General features: G+C 64.7%; 8 protein-coding genes. 1 reads left to right on the top strand and 7 read right to left on the bottom strand.

The annotated features are described in order from the left end of the window. Positions 1–119 precede the first annotated feature (119 nt). Complete coding sequence (locus tag AC04SF_RS07830; RefSeq protein WP_488477264.1) at positions 120–2,924, bottom strand: beta strand repeat-containing protein; 2,805 nt, start codon at positions 2,922–2,924, stop codon at positions 120–122. A gap of 683 nt (positions 2,925–3,607) precedes the next feature. Here AC04SF_RS07830 and AC04SF_RS07825 point away from each other — a divergent pair. Further along, positions 3,608–4,267: a response regulator gene (locus AC04SF_RS07825; RefSeq protein WP_488477263.1), complete on the top strand. Its 660-nt coding sequence runs from the start codon at positions 3,608–3,610 to the stop codon at positions 4,265–4,267. A gap of 49 nt (positions 4,268–4,316) precedes the next feature. On the opposite strand, the gene AC04SF_RS07820 is transcribed toward AC04SF_RS07825, so the two are convergent. From AC04SF_RS07820 to AC04SF_RS07795, 6 genes are read right to left on the bottom strand one after another with little or no spacing between them, the layout of a single operon-like run. Then, positions 4,317–5,807 carry an efflux transporter outer membrane subunit gene (locus AC04SF_RS07820; protein WP_488477262.1) on the bottom strand — a complete coding sequence of 497 codons (1,491 nt, stop codon included), beginning with the start codon at positions 5,805–5,807 and terminating at the stop codon, positions 4,317–4,319. 11 nt (positions 5,808–5,818) lie between these two features. Further along, entirely contained in the window at positions 5,819–8,956 is a 3,138-nt protein-coding gene (locus AC04SF_RS07815) for an efflux RND transporter permease subunit (RefSeq protein ID WP_488477261.1), read from the bottom strand. Positions 8,957–8,960: 4 nt separating this feature from the next. Continuing rightward, complete coding sequence (locus AC04SF_RS07810) at positions 8,961–10,220, bottom strand: efflux RND transporter periplasmic adaptor subunit (RefSeq protein ID WP_488477260.1); 1,260 nt, start codon at positions 10,218–10,220, stop codon at positions 8,961–8,963. Continuing rightward, positions 10,204–13,353: an efflux RND transporter permease subunit gene (locus AC04SF_RS07805; protein WP_488477259.1), complete on the bottom strand. Its 3,150-nt coding sequence runs from the start codon at positions 13,351–13,353 to the stop codon at positions 10,204–10,206. The genes AC04SF_RS07810 and AC04SF_RS07805 overlap by 17 nt, the downstream gene beginning before the upstream one ends. Beyond that, the gene (locus AC04SF_RS07800) at positions 13,350–14,492 is read right to left on the bottom strand and encodes an efflux RND transporter periplasmic adaptor subunit (RefSeq protein WP_488477258.1); all 1,143 of its coding nucleotides are present in this window, start codon (positions 14,490–14,492) and stop codon (positions 13,350–13,352) included. The genes AC04SF_RS07805 and AC04SF_RS07800 overlap by 4 nt, the downstream gene beginning before the upstream one ends. Continuing rightward, positions 14,473–14,685: a hypothetical protein gene (locus tag AC04SF_RS07795; RefSeq protein WP_488477257.1), complete on the bottom strand. Its 213-nt coding sequence runs from the start codon at positions 14,683–14,685 to the stop codon at positions 14,473–14,475. The genes AC04SF_RS07800 and AC04SF_RS07795 overlap by 20 nt, the downstream gene beginning before the upstream one ends. Between the last annotated feature and the right edge of the window lie 87 nt (positions 14,686–14,772).

The raw sequence follows: 14,772 nt of genomic DNA, 5'->3' as shown, positions 1-14,772 counted from the left end.
CCAGACCCAAGGACCTGGTCCTCGCCTGCGCCAAACTGAAGATGGTGGAGCCCCTTGTCATGCCATTTCATGCGGGCGGCGCCGCGGCCAAGGCACCCGGCCGGAGGCCGGGGCCGGCCTCAGGCGATGCCCGTCAGCCCCCCCACTTCATGCAGCGTCAGCCAGAATTGATCGAGCGTGTTGGGATGCTCGTCGATGATGTTGGTCCCATCGAACCAGGCTACATGGCCGCCTGCCCCGGATGTCACCAGTTGCCCCTGGTTGAACCACATCAGCGCGTTCTTCAGGCCCTCGCCGTCGGCCTCCTTGCCGCCGTTCCAGTCGGTGATCCCAGAACTCGCGTCGGTGACGTCGACATATTTGGTCCACGCGACCGAGCTTGTCTTGACAGTGGACCCCGCCAGCGCGGTGCCGGCTGCGTTCTGATCGACGATGCCATTGTTGTCGGCGTCGACATTGACGCCGAGCCCGGCCCAGGTCCCCTGCCCTTTCAACCACATCACCGCCTCGTCGATCAGGTCGTTGGGCTGACCGACATGATTGTCGATGTTGAGCTGGGTGGCGATTGCCTGCTGCAGCATGATGACGCGCGCGTCGCCACCGGCCGAACTCGATTCGATGGCCTTGGCCAGCGAGATCGAAATCAGGAGATCGTGCGCATCGTTGGCAATGCCGTCGCCATTGCTGTCGCCGAGCAGCAGATAGCCGTCGGTGCGCGGATTGACGTCCAGGCTGGACAGGACGCCGCTGGCGACCGCGCTCTTGGTGGGATTGCCCTCATTGCCAGCGACATTGTCCCAGGCATCGGTATGGCTGCCCCAGAACCCTTGCGTCAGCGCCTTGTTCGAGAAGCCCTCATAGTCGCTGCTGTCGGTGGCGGTCGGCGTGAGCGAATGTCCGGCCGTGTCGACAAAGGCATTGGTGGTGGCCGTTGCATTGTTGACGTAGCTGCCGAGCTGCGCGGTGCCGGTCGCCTGGAAATGCCAGGTCTCGTTGATGTCGAGCAGTCCATTGTGGTTGATGTCGCCGGTGTTGAAGCCGCCGCTGGTTATCGCCGTGGCATTGAAGTCGTCGCCGGTGCCGACCGTGCCATTGTCGTCCTTGACGACGACATTGGCGAGCGCGACGTTGCCGTCATTCTTGACATCATAGGTCCAGGTCACGGCCTGGCCCTGGAAGATGTTGAGGCCATGGTCGACGCCGTTGGTCTTCTTGTCGAGCGTGATATGCGGATTGGCGCCGAAATAGCTGGAGCCGTCGGTTGCCGTGTCGGTGCCGGTGTGGCCAGCGGTATCGGTGAATGAGCCGCTGGCCGAGCCGATATTGCTGTAGTTACCTATTCCAGCCACGCCGGTTCCGGTGAACACCCAGGCCTCGGTCAGGTCGAGCTTGCCGTCATTGTTGGTGTCCCCGACATTGTGCACGGCATCGGCGCCGAGCACCCCGGTGACCGTGACGCCCTGGTCGTCGGTCACGTTGACGCCCGACAGCGCGACGTTGCCGACATTGGTGACGGTGTATTTCCACGAGATCGCCTCGCCGGCCAGAATGTTCAGGCCGTCGCCCGATGTGGCGCCGTCGACCGTCACCTTGTCGATGGCGATCTCCGGATCAGCGCCAAAGTAGCTGGAGCCGTCAGTGGCCTTGTCGGTGCCCGTATGCCCGGCATCGTCGGTGAACGAGCCAGAGGCCGAGCCGATGTTGCTGTAGGCGCCGGTGCCGGCGACGCCGGTTCCGGTGAACACCCAGGCCTCGGTCAGGTCGAGCTTGCCGTCATTGTTGGTGTCGCCGACATTGTGCACGGCATCGGCCCCGAGCACCCCGGTGACCGTCACGCCCTGGTCGTCGGTCACGTTGACGCCCGACAGCGCGACGTTGCCGACATTGGTGACGGTGTATTTCCACGAGATCGCTTCGCCGGCCAGGATGTTCAGGCCGTCGCCCGATGTCGCGCCGTCGACCGTCACCTTGTCGATGGCGATCTCAGGGTCGGCGCCGAAATAGCTGGAGCCGTCGTCGTCGGTGACCGAAACCGCCCCTGCCGAACCGGAAACGTGGCCGATATTGGCATAGTCGCCAGTAATCGCCGTACCGCTGCCGGTGAAGCTCCAGGTCTCGGTGGTGTCGAGCTTGCCGTCATTGTTGACGTCGCCGATATTGTGGGTGTTGTCTGCCCCAAGCACCGCAGTGACGACCACCCCCTGGTCGTCGGTGACGACGATGTTCGACAGGGCGACATTGCCGGTGTTGGTCACCGTGTATTGCCAGGAGATCGCATCGCCGGCGAGCGCCGTCAGGCCGTCGCCCGTTGCTGCCCCGTCGATCGTGATCTTGTCGATGCCGATTCCGGGTGTGTCGGTGCCGGTGCCGGGTGTCGTGAGGGTGCGCCACTCCTCGAAACCGCCATTGGAGCCGGAGAAACTCGAAGACAGCGTCACATAGGAGCCGGGGGAGACGCCGGCGGCCGTAAAATAGCTGACCGGGACGAGCACCCGGTAATCGTCCGTTCCCGAGCCATGATTGGAATCGATCAAGAACTGCGGGTCGGACGGGTCAAGATGGAAGACGGTGGTGAACCCCGTTGTAAAGCCTGCAGTATAGTCAGCAAGAGTTGCCCCGGTATTGGAGACGTATATATCCAGGCCTGTCAGCGTGATGTTACCGTTTACGTCATTGTTGCTTTCATTCAGGTCAAGCCGAAACTCGATATATTGGACGTTGTCGACAGTGATCGCCTGCAAGTTGCTATATTGCAGGTCGTGGGTGAAGGACGCCTTGTTGTCGAGTATGTTGCCGTTCTCGTCGGTGTTGAAGCCCTCCTCGACACCCGTTGCTTGTATCCGCAGGAACGAATCATAGTTGCCAGTTCCCGACCCTGTGGTCGTTGCCTCGAGAAGGACACCGCCGCCAATATCTGTCGCCATTACCATTTCCTCCACTTTGTCGTCCGGTCAGCGGTCAGGCCGCGACCGTCTATCCCAGTTTGACTGCAAGCTCCGAGCGCCCGGCTCCCGCGGAACGCGGCGTACCGATGAGCGATCGTTTCGTGAAAACAAGGGGAACGAATTTGGACAAAAGCTCCGAGGCGGCGGCGAAGTTTGAACTCGCTTCGCCAGCTGTTGCTGCTGCCGGATGACGGAACACCCGTGCCGTCGAACTGCCTGCCACGCCCCACGCCCCACACCCCAAGCTCACGCGGTTAACGTCGACCGGCAGAGCCTTAATATTCCCCTAACCATATTGCACAGGTTGCAGTGGGTGCGTCTATATAACCGTGGTTATAGACGCAAATGAAAATTCAACATCGTTAAATAGCGCCAGCGTGAAAGTATAAAACAACGTCGTTAGCCGAACTTCGTGAAAATTCTCCACGTTTTACTCTCGCCGACGAGACTGAAGGAGTCAGGATCGTGATCTCATCAAGTGACAGACGGGCAATGACACCCCGAAACCGCCAGTTTTTCAATCCGGCACCGGGCGTCTTGGTGGCGTCGGCGCGTCATAACTAATTTAGTAGTTGCTAACTCTTATCGAAAACGCGATGCTGCTGCCAGGGTGGGTTATCGCATAGGATGTGCGAGCGGATCGGGTTGGAGTGTGGCTGAAGATGGTCACCACTGTGTTCATTGTCGACGACCATCCGCTGCTCCTGCACGGGCTGGAAGACCTGATTGCCCGCGATCCCGGCTATACGGTCGTCGGATCCGCGCTGGACGGCAGGAGCGCCGTGACCCGAATCAGGCAAGACCTGCCCGACGTCGCGGTGATCGACCTGAACATGCCGGGCTTCAGCGGGCTCGACGTTGCCGTCGAACTCGGCAGGGAAGCGCTGAACACGCGCTGCGTGATGTTGACGGCCGGCGCATCACAAGGACAGCTCTACGATGTGGTCATGGCCGGCGTCGCCGGGATCGTGCTGAAGGAGGCAGCGGTCGGGACGCTGCTCACATGCATTCACCAGGTCGCCGCCGGCGGTCACTGGTTGCCCACCGAAATTGTCGGCGAAGCCCTCAAGGTTGAGGCGTCCCGCCGCATCAACTGGCAGAAACTGTCATCACGCTTGACCAAACGGGAGTTGGAGATCACCCGGCTCGTCGCCGCGGACAAGCCGTACGAGCGGATCGCGCTCGACATCGGCATCTCTAAAGGCACCCTGAAAATCCATATGAACAACATCTACCGCAAATTGGAGGTCGCCTCGCGAGCCCAGCTTGTGCAACTCGCCGCCGGCCAGACCGGATCGAGTGTCCGCACCGGGCGCGAATGAGGCCGCTATCGCAAGATTACAGCGCAACCTCCATGTCAGGCGCAGCCGGTCACTGCGCCGCCACCTTGGCCAGCCGTGGCCCGGTCTTGACGTCGACGACCTCGGGCCTGCTGCTGTCGACTATGCCGTCCCAGCCGCCGCCGAGCGCCTTGTTGAGGGCGATGTAGTTGGTGGCCAAAAGCACGCGGCTTTGCAGCAGTGAATCCTCGGCCGAGTAGAGCGAGCGCTGCGCGTCGAGCACGTCGAGCAGGCTGGTCTCGCCAGCCTTGTAGAGCGTGCCTTCGAGGCTCGCCGCCTCGCCATAGGATTTCGCCGACGCGGCAAGCTTGCCGATCCGGATGCGCTCCTGCGCCATCAGCACCAGCGCATTCTCGACATCCTCGAGCGCGGTCAGCACCGACGCGCGGTAGGCGATGAAATACTGGTCGCGCTGCGCGCGGGCGACGTCGGCGGCCGCCTGCAGCTGGCCGGCATTGAACAGCGGCACGCTGAGCGACGGCCCGAACGACCAGCCGATCGACGAGTTCTTGCCAAGATCGCCGAGATTGAGCGCCGCCGTGCTGATGTTTCCCGTCAGACTAACCGAGGGATAGCGCGCCGCCTCGGCCTGGCCGACCTTGGCGGTGTACTGCGCATATTGCCGCTCGGCTATGCGCACATCCGGGCGCGACAAAAGGATGTCGGCGGGAATCCCGGTCGGCATCGGCAGGCGCGGCGACGGGATCGGCTTGCTGCGCTTCAGCCGCTCGCTGAGCGCTGCCGGCGGCCGGCCGGTGAGCACCGCCAGACGATGCACCGCCTCGGCATAGCTTGCTTCCAGCGTCGGCACCGCCGCCTCGGTGCTGGCCGCCTGCCCCATCGCCTTGGCGACATCGGCGGCCGTCGCCGACCCGGCCAGCGCCATGGTGCGGGTGAGTTCGGCGGTCTGCCGCTGCGACACGGCCGAACGCCGGGCGAGCGCGATGCGGGCCTGGTAGCCGCGCGCCTGGGTGTAATAGGACGCGACATCGCCGACCAGGGTCAGCAGCGTCGAGCGCAGTTCCTCTTGCGCCGCGTCGACGCCGTAGCGCGCCGCCTCGACGCCCCTGCGGTTGGCGCCGAACAGATCGAGCTCCCAGCTGGCGTCGAAGCCGGCCTGGTATTCTGAGTAGATGGAATTGGTCCCCGAAGTGGTCTCGGCCGACTTGTTGCGCGTCACCGAGCCGGAGCCGTCCACGGACGGCAGCAATGTGCCGGCGCTCTGGCGGTAGCTGGCGCGCGCCTCGCGGATCTTGGCCTTGGCGGTGGCGACGTCGAGATTGCCGGCGACGGCTTCCTCGATCAGCGTGTTGAGCTGCGGATCGCGCAAGCGCTGCCACCATTGCGACAATTGCGCCGGCTGGACGGATTTCGTCGGCTTCTCACCGCTCCAGTTCGCCGGCATCGGCAGGATGGGCGTGCGATAGTCCGGGCCGACAACGCATCCGCTGAGCAGAATAGCCGTAATCATGGGCACAATGAGCCGCCCCGCGGCCACTGGGCCACGTTCAAAACCTGTCATGGAAAGTTTCCTTATTGCTGGTTGGCCGTCGCCGGCTTGTCGTCCTGTTTGGCCGCCCTGCCCTTGAAGATGCGCCGCACCGTGACGAACAGCAGCGGCACCAGGAACACGCCGATCACCGTTGCCGCGATCATGCCGCCCATGACGCCGATGCCGACCGAGTTCTGCGCGCCGGAGCCGGCGCCGCTGGCGATGGCGAGCGGCGTGACGCCGAGGATGAAGGCCAGCGACGTCATCAGGATCGGCCGCAATCGTTGTCGCGCCGCCTCCAGAGTCGCCTCGATGAGCCCCATGCCGGCCGCCTGCCGTTCGATGGCGAACTCGACAATCAGAATGGCGTTCTTGGAGGCGAGGCCGATCGTGGTCAGCAGGCCGACCTTGAAATAGACGTCGTTGGTCTGGCCGAAGAGTGTCGCCGCGGCGAGCGCGCCAAAAATGCCGATCGGCACCGACAGCATGACCGCGAACGGGATCGACCAGCTCTCATAAAGGGCCGCCAGGCACAGGAAGACGACCAGCGCCGAAATCGCATAGAGCGACAGCGCCTGGTTGCCCGAAAGCCGTTCCTGATGTGACAGCCCGGTCCACTCATGCGAATAGCCGGCCGGCAGTTGCGCCACCAGCCTGTCGATCTCGTCCATCGCCGCACCGGAGCTCACGCCCGCTGCCGCCGCACCCTGGATCTCGACCGCCGCCGAGCCATTGTAGCGTTCCAGCCGGGGCGAACCGAATGTCCAGTGGCTGGAGGCGAAGGCCGAGAACGGCACCATGGCGCCGCTGGCATTGCGCACCTGCCATTTGTCCAGATCTTCCGGCTGCATGCGGAAGTTCGCGTCCGACTGCATATAGACCGGCTTCACCCGCCCGCGATCGATGAAGTCGTTGACGTAGTCGCTGCCCCAGGCGCTCGACAGCGTGTTGTTGATGTCGGCGAGGCTGACGCCGAGCGCGCTGGCCTTTTCCTGGTCGATGTCGACGGAGAATTGCGGCTGGTCCTCCTGGCCATTGGGCCTTGTGGCGGTCAGCAGCTTGCTCTGTGCCGCGAGGCCCAGAAGCTGGTTTCGCGTCTGGATCAGCGCATCATGGCCGGCGCCGTTGACGTCCTGCAGGTAGAAGTCGAAGCCGTTGGTGTTGCCGAAGCCCTGGATCGCGGGCGGGGCAAGCGCGAAAACCTGCGCATCCCTGATTTTGGAGAAGGCACCCATGGCGCGGCGGGCCACCGCTTGCGCAGACAGAGCCGGAGACTTGCGCTGGCTGAATTCCTTCATCGGCACGAAAGCGATACCGACATTCTGCCCGGCGCCGCCAAAACCGAAGCCGGAGGCCGTAAAGACGCCCTGGACAGCGTCCTTTTCCTCCTTGAGATAGTGCTCGGTCACCTCAGCCAGCACACGCTCGGTTCGGTCCTGCGTCGCACCGACCGGCAGCGACACGCTGGTGATCAGGATGCCCTGGTCCTCTTCCGGCAGGAACGAGCTCGGCAGCCGGGCAAACATCCAGCCCATGGCAACAACGATGGCGAGGAACACGGCAAGGAAGCGCCAGGACCGGTTGATGATGCCGTGCGAGCCGTCGCGATAGGCCGTCGTGCCGCGGTCGAAGACGCGGTTGAACCAGCCGAACGGGCCGGTCTGCGTCGCATGGTCCTTGGGCCGCCGCAGGATGGTGGCGCACAGCGCCGGCGTCAGCACAAGTGCTACCAGCACAGACAGCACCATGGCCGAGACGATGGTCACCGAAAACTGCCGGTAAATGATGCCGGTCGAGCCACCGAAGAAGGCCATCGGCACGAACACCGCCGACAAAACGGTGGCGATGCCGACCAGCGCCCCGGTGATCTCGTTCATCGATTTTCGCGTCGCCTCCTTAGGCGATAGATCTTCCTCCTGCATGACGCGTTCGACATTCTCGACGACGACGATGGCGTCGTCGACCAGCAGGCCGATGGCCAGCACCATGGCGAACATGGTCAGCGTGTTGACCGAATAGCCGAACAGCGACAGCACGCCGAACGTGCCGAGAAGCACAACCGGCACGGCGATCGTCGGGATGATCGTCGCCCGCAGATTCTGCAGGAAGATGAACATCACCAGGAACACCAGCACGATCGCCTCGGCCAGCGTCTTGACCACCTCCTCGATCGACAGCCGCACGAAGGGCGAGGTGTCATAGGGGTAGACGACCTCGACCCCTTGCGGGAAGGTCGAGCTCAGCCGATTGATCGTCGAGCGCACCGCTTCCGCCGTGCTGATGGCGTTGGCGCCGGTTGCCAGGTTGACGGCGACGCCGGCCGCCGGCTGGCCGTTATATCTGGCAGCCGTCGTATAGCTTTCAGCGCCGAGCTCGACGGTGGCGACATCGTTGAGGCGCACCAGCGAGCCATCCGTCTGGCTCTTCAGGATAATGTTGCGGAACTGTTCGGCGGTCTGCAGCCGGCTCTTGGCCGTCACCGTGGCGTTGAGCTGCTGGCCCTTGCGTTGCGGCATGCCGCCGAGCTGGCCGGCCGAGACCTGCGTGTTCTGCGCCTCGATCGCCGAAGCCACATCGCTTGGCATCAGCGTATATTTGGCGAGCTTGTCGGGATCGAGCCAGATGCGCATGGCATAGCTGGAGCCGAACAATTGCGTCGAGCCGACGCCTTCGACGCGCTTCAGCGTGTCGTTGATGGTCGAATCGACATAGTCGGCAAGATCGGTCGAGTTCATCTTGCCGTCGCTGGAGACGAAGCCGATGACCATCAGGAAGCCGGTCGAGGATTTGGAGACGGTGATGCCGTTGCTCTGCACCACCTGCGGCAGCTGCGACTGCACCAGCTGCAGCTTGTTCTGCGTCTGCACCTGGGCGGTGTCGGGATCGGCCGCACTGGTGAAGGTCAGCGTGATCGTGGCCGCACCGGTCGAGGTCGAGGTCGCCGTCATATAGTCGAGATTGTCGATGCCGGTCATGCCTTGCTCGATGACCTTGGTCACCGAATTTTCGACCGTCTGCGCGTCGGCGCCGGGATAGGAGGCGCTGATGTTGACCGTGGTCGGCGCGATCTGCGGATATTGCGAGATCGGCAGCGTGGTGAGCGCGAGCAGGCCGCCCAGCATGATCACGATGGCGATCACCCAGGCGAAGATCGGCCGGTTGATGAAGAATGCTGACATCGCCTCAGTTCCCGGTCGACTGGCTGCTATCGGCCATCTTGGACGTGGAAGGTGCGGCCGAAGAGGTCTGTGCCCGGTCCTTGACCTCGCCGGTGGTCTCGTCGATCGTCACTTCGACACCCGTCGCGTCGCCGCCGGGACGCACCAGCTGCAGGCCCTCGACGATGACGCGGTCGCCGTCGCCGACGCCCGAATCCACCAGCCAGTTGTTGCCGACGCTGTTGCGGACGGCCAGCACACGCGTCTCGACCTTGCCCTGCGCATTGATGACCATGGCGGTCGCCTCGCCCTTGGTGTTGCGGGTCACGCCGCGCTGCGGCACCAGGAAACTGTTCTGGGCGACGCCCTCCTCGACCAGCGCCCGCACATACATGCCCGGCAGAAGCAGACGATCGGGATTGGGGAACTCGGCCCGCAGCGCGAAAGTGCCGGTCGTCTGGTCGACATTGGCGCCGGCGAATTCCAGCTTGCCGGTCTGGTTGTAGATGGTGCCGTTCTCGAGCTTCAGCTTGACGCTGACATTGGGGCCGCTGAACTTCAGCCGGCCCTCATTGATGGCCTGACGCAGATTGAGCAGATTGGTGCTCGACTGCGTGACGTCGACATTGATCGGATCGAGCGAACGGATGGTGGTGAGCAAGGTATCCTGATTGGCGGTGACCAGGGCGCCCGGCGTCAGCGACGACTTGTCGATGCGGCCGGCGATCGGCGCGGTGATCTTGGTGTAGTCGAGATTGATGCGCGCGGTTTCGACACTGGCCTTCGCCGACGCCACATCGGCATTGGCCTGGGCCAGCGTTGCCGCAGCATCGTCATAATCCTGTTTGGAAACAACGTTCTGCTTCAACAAGCCGGCATAGCGGTCGAACTTGGCCTGCGCCGTCGGCACCGCTGCTTCGGCCTTCTGCTGGGCTGCTTGCGCGCTGTCGTAGGCTGCCTGGTAGCTCGCCGGATCGATGAGGTAGAGCGGCTGCCCGACCACCACCTCGCTGCCCTCCTTGAACAACCGTGCCTGGATGATGCCGTTGACCTGCGGGCGCACATCGGCGGTGAGCGAGGCTGACGTGCGTCCCGGCAGTTCGGCCGTGATCGCCACCGATTGCGGATGCAACGTGACGACGCCGACTTCCGGCTTGCCGACGCCGCCCATGCCGGCGGGAGCTTTGCTCCCCTCCTGCGAACAGGCCGCCAGAAGAACCGTGGTGACGAGTATCGCCGCGAACCGGCGGGCCGGCAGGGAAGACGGGCTAGACTGGATGGACATGGCCTGGATGATCTTTCGCTGGGGTTGCGGTCGCCGTCTGGCTGTCGGGATCGGAGCGCTCCACCAGAAGCCGGCTCAAATACCGGCCGAGGAAGCGCTGGATGTCGTCCATGAAGGTGTAGACGACGGGAACATAGACGAGGCTGAGCACGGTCGAGGAGATGAGCCCGCCGATCACGGCAATCGCCATCGGCGCCCGCGTCTCGGCGTCGGCGCCGATGCCGAGCGCGATCGGCAGCATGCCGGCGCCCATGGCGATCGATGTCATGACGATGGGCCGTGCCCGCTTGCGGGCTGCGTCGAGCAGTGCGTCGAAGCGGCTCATGCCACGCTCCTTCTCGGCGACCAAGGCGTACTCGACAAGCAGGATCGAGTTCTTGGCCGCAATGCCCATCAGCATCAGTATGCCGATCAGCGGCGATATGCCAAGCGCCTTGCCGGCAACCAGCATGAAGCCGAGCGCGCCGCCGATCGACAGCGGCAGCGCGACTAGGATGGTCACCGGCTGCACGAAGCCGCGGAAAAGCAGCACCAGCGTCAGGTACATCAGCAGGATGCCGGCGGCGATCGCGGTGGCGAAACCGGAAAACAGCTCCTGCATGCGCTGGGCGTCGCCGCGCGCCAGTTCCTGCACGCCGGCCGGCAGATTACGCATCGCCGGCAAGGCATGGATGGCCTCGGTCGCCTGGCCGAGCGTCAGGCCGGATAGATCCGCCTCGACCGTGGCGCTGCGGCTGCGCCCCACCCTTGTGATGCTGTTCGGCCCGGCATTGAAGCCGATATCGGCGACCGCGCCGAGCGGCACCGTGCCCTTGCTGCCGATCAGCGGCAGCACGGCCAGTTTCGCCGGATCGTCGATGGCGCCGTCGGGCAAGGTCACGACGATCGCAACCTGGCGGTCGCCGAGATTGAACTTGGCCAGGCTGGTGTCGGTGTCGCCGATGGTGGCGATCTTCACCGTCGCCGCGATCTCGGTCGGCGTGACGCCCAGTTCGGCCGCTCTCGCGCTGTCGGGGCGCACGATCAGCTCCGGCTTGGTCGTCGCCGCGGTCGACTTCGGATTGATCAGGCCGGGCACCGACTTCATGCCGTCGATCAGCGCGTCGCTGGCCTTCTGCAGCGCCTCGCCATCGTCGCCGACCAGCGTGATCGCCACCTTGGCGCCGGCAAAGCCGTCGGCGCCGAACTGGATGCGCGCGCCGGGAATGTCGTTGAGCTTCGGTGAGGCCTCGGCCTCGAACTGCTGCTGGCTGACATCGCGCTCGCCGCGCGGTTTCAGATTGACGGTGACATTGGCGCTGCGCACCTCCGCCGAGGTCGAGCCACGGTTCGGCCCGCCGCCGGATGAGGCCGCCGTACCGATGGTGGCGAAGATGCTGTCGACGGCCGGCTCGACCTTCAGGCGCCTGGTGATGTCCTGGACGACGGCGGTCGTCTGTTCGATGGTCGAGCCCGGCTGCAACTCGACCGAGATCATCGAGCGGCCGCGATCGGTCGCCGCCATGAATTCGGTCGGCAGTTTCGTCGCCAGCGCGAGCGAACCGGCAAAGAAGGCAATGCCGGCGACAAGCGTGATCCAGCGATGGTCGAGCGCCTTGCGCAGCAGCCAGAGGTAAGTCGGCACCCAGCCCGGCAGATCGTCCTCGCTGTGGCCACCGGCGCGCACCAGATAGGCGCCCATCAGCGGGGTGAGCATGCGCGCGACAAGCAGCGAGAACAGCACCGACACGCACACCGCGACGGCAAAGGAGAAGAAGAATTTTCCCGGAATGCCGGGCATGAAGGCGACCGGCAGGAACACCGCCACGATGGTCGCCGTGGTCGCCACCACGGCAAGCCCGATCTCGTCGGCGGCCTCGATCGCCGCCTGGTAGGCGCTGGCGCCGGTCTGGCGCATATGGCGCACGATGTTCTCGATCTCGACGATGGCGTCGTCGACGAGGATGCCGACCACCAGCGACAAAGCGAGCAAAGTGATGTTGTTGAGCGAAATGTCGAACGCCGCCATGACGGCGAAGGTCGGGATCAAGGACAGCGGCATGGCCACAGCGGAAACCAGCGTCGCCCTGATGTCGCGCAGGAACAGCCAGACGACGCCGATGGCGAGCAACGCGCCGAGCCACAGCGCCTCGAATGCGGCGTCATAGCTTTCCTGCACGAAGCCGGAGGACGAGGTGACCTCGGTGAATTTCGCGGTATCGGTCTTCGCCCCTATTTCCGCCACGGCCTTTCGCGCGGCCCTGACCACGTCGATCTCGCTCGACCCGACCGACCTGTAGACGTTGAAGGCCACGACCTGCCTGCCGTTGAGATAGGCGGCCTGGCGCGGCTTTTCCCAGCTGTCGACCACGGTGCCGAGATCCGAGAGCTTGACGCCACCAGCGCCATTGACCGCGATGCGCGTATCGGCCAGCGCCTCGACGGTTCCGGCACTGGCCAGCGTGCGCACCGACTGCTCCTGGCCGCCGACGCTGGTGCGGCCGCCCGGCTGGTTGACATTGTTGGAGGCGAGCGTCTGGCTGACATCGCCGGCGCTGATGCCGAGCGCGGCCAGGCGGTCCGGATCGAGCTCGACGCGGATGACCCGGTCGACGCCGCCCGAGCGGGTGATCTTGGAGACGCCGTCGACGCCGAGCAGCGCCTTGGCGACATCATTGTCGACGTACCAGCTCAGCGCGTCCGGCGACATCGAGGGCGCCTCGACGACATAGGTCAGCACCGAATTGCCGGTCGCGCTTATCTTGGCCACGACAGGCGACTGCGCGGCGGCCGGCAGGCTCGACTGCACCTCGGACACGGCGTTGCGGACGTCATTGGCGGCGGTCTCGGGATCGATGCCCAATGTGAACTCGACCGTGGTGACGGACGAACCCTCGCCGATCGAGGTCGAGACGTCGTCGACGCCTTCCAGCGTCGCCACCGCGTTCTCGATCACCCGGGCCACCTGCACTTCCATTTCGCTCGGCGCCGCGCCCGGCTGCGAGACCGTGACGGTGACCGTCGGCAGGTCGATGTCGGGCATGTTGTTGGTGCGCAGCTGCATGAAGCCGTAAAGGCCGGCAATGGTCAGCGACAGGAACAGCACGATGGTCGGCACCGGATTGCGGATCGACCAGGAGGAAATGGCGTTCATCGCGCCGCCTCCGTCACCTTGCCGGCGGGCTGCGCCTTGGCGATACGCACCAGGTTGCCGTCGCTGAGGAACCCGGCGCCGGCGACGACGACGCTCTCGCCCTCCGACAGTCCACTTTCGATTGCGACCCGGCCGTTTTGGTGCGCGCCGGTGGTGACGGCACGCGCGGCGGCCTTGCCGGCGGCGTCGACGACGAAGACAACAGGTTTTCCGTCCTGCCAGACCAGGGCGGCCTCGGCGACACTGAGCCTTTGCGAGGCGGCGCCCGCGATCGACACCCGGGCGAACATGCCGGGCTTCAGGCCCGAACCTTCGCCAAGCGCGACATAGGCGGTGGCGAGCCGCGTCGTCGAACTGACCGTCTCGGCGATCGAGGACACCTGCCCGGCAAAGGCCCGGCCCGAAGCGTCGACGACATTGGCCGCCTGCCCGACCGAGACCATGGGAAGATCCTTTTCCGGAACGAGCACGCCGACTTCCAGCCGGCCGTCGCGGATGATCTTCATCAGTTCGGTGCCGGCCTGGACGATCGAACCGGCAACCGCCGGCCGGCTGGAGACGATGCCGTCGAAGGGCGCGCGGACGGTCGCCTGGTCGAGTTGGGCGCGCAGCCTGTCGGCGGCCGCCTTGGCCTGCTCGAGCGCGGCCCGGCCGGTCTTGACGGCGGTCGCCTTGTCCTCAGCCGTCTCGGTGCTGATCGCCTTGCTGGCCAGCAGCCTGTCGGCGCGGCCGGCGGCGGAAATCGCCGTGTCCAGCGTCGCCTGGGCCTGATCGACAGCAGCCTTCTGCTCCGCCAGCTGTGCCTTGAGCACCGAGGCGTCGAGCCTCGCGACGACATCGCCGGCCCTTATATGATCGCCTTCTGAGACAAGCACTTCGATCAGTTTGAGGCTGGAGGTCTCGGCACCGATGGTTGCTTCCTGCCAGGCGGAGACGGTACCGGTGGCGCTGATCGACGAGGCAACCGCCTGCGAGCGCACCTTTTCGACCGCGACCGTCAGGCTGGCCTGCGGCGCCGCGATAGCTTGCGTGGCCGATTCAACGGTCGCGCGTCCATAGGCTCTCAGCGCCGCCATCGCCCCCAGGACGATTAGCACGCCGGCCAGGACAAGATAGGTCTTACGCGATCTTGCGGTCATGATGTCCGTGGCTGTTGGGCCGCTGCGAAACCGGCAGCGACAGGCGCCAGGCGGCGAAGCTCAGGCGCACCGCGCCCTTCAGCGTGTCGGTCGGCAGCGCCGCCGGCGTGGCGGCATGGCTGGCGCGCTGACTGACCGAGAGCCTCGGGCTCATCGATGCGATCAGCCGCAGCATCATCATGGCTTCCCACATTGCCGTGCTTCCATTGAATTGAATGATGGGCGTGAATTTGAACGGTGGGATGGCGGAGCATGCCACCATCCCACGAGACCGGCCGGC

It is taken from the genome of Mesorhizobium sp. CNPSo 4671 (assembly GCF_057784245.1).
Note: the sequence above shows the minus strand (reverse complement) of the source record. Positions and strands in the feature narration are given on the sequence as shown.

Excerpts from the sequence above, each read along its gene's own strand:
- AC04SF_RS07815 (WP_488477261.1), bottom strand. The coding sequence starts at position 8,956 with ATGTCAGCATTCTTCATCAACCGGCCGATCTTCGCCTGGGTGATCGCC.
- AC04SF_RS07825 (WP_488477263.1), top strand. The coding sequence starts at position 3,608 with ATGGTCACCACTGTGTTCATTGTCGACGACCATCCGCTGCTCCTGCAC.
- AC04SF_RS07810 (WP_488477260.1), bottom strand. The coding sequence starts at position 10,220 with ATGTCCATCCAGTCTAGCCCGTCTTCCCTGCCGGCCCGCCGGTTCGCG.
- AC04SF_RS07820 (WP_488477262.1), bottom strand. The coding sequence starts at position 5,807 with ATGACAGGTTTTGAACGTGGCCCAGTGGCCGCGGGGCGGCTCATTGTG.
- AC04SF_RS07805 (WP_488477259.1), bottom strand. The coding sequence starts at position 13,353 with ATGAACGCCATTTCCTCCTGGTCGATCCGCAATCCGGTGCCGACCATC.
- AC04SF_RS07795 (WP_488477257.1), bottom strand. The coding sequence starts at position 14,685 with ATGTGGGAAGCCATGATGATGCTGCGGCTGATCGCATCGATGAGCCCG.
- AC04SF_RS07830 (WP_488477264.1), bottom strand. The coding sequence starts at position 2,924 with ATGGCGACAGATATTGGCGGCGGTGTCCTTCTCGAGGCAACGACCACA.
- AC04SF_RS07800 (WP_488477258.1), bottom strand. The coding sequence starts at position 14,492 with ATGACCGCAAGATCGCGTAAGACCTATCTTGTCCTGGCCGGCGTGCTA.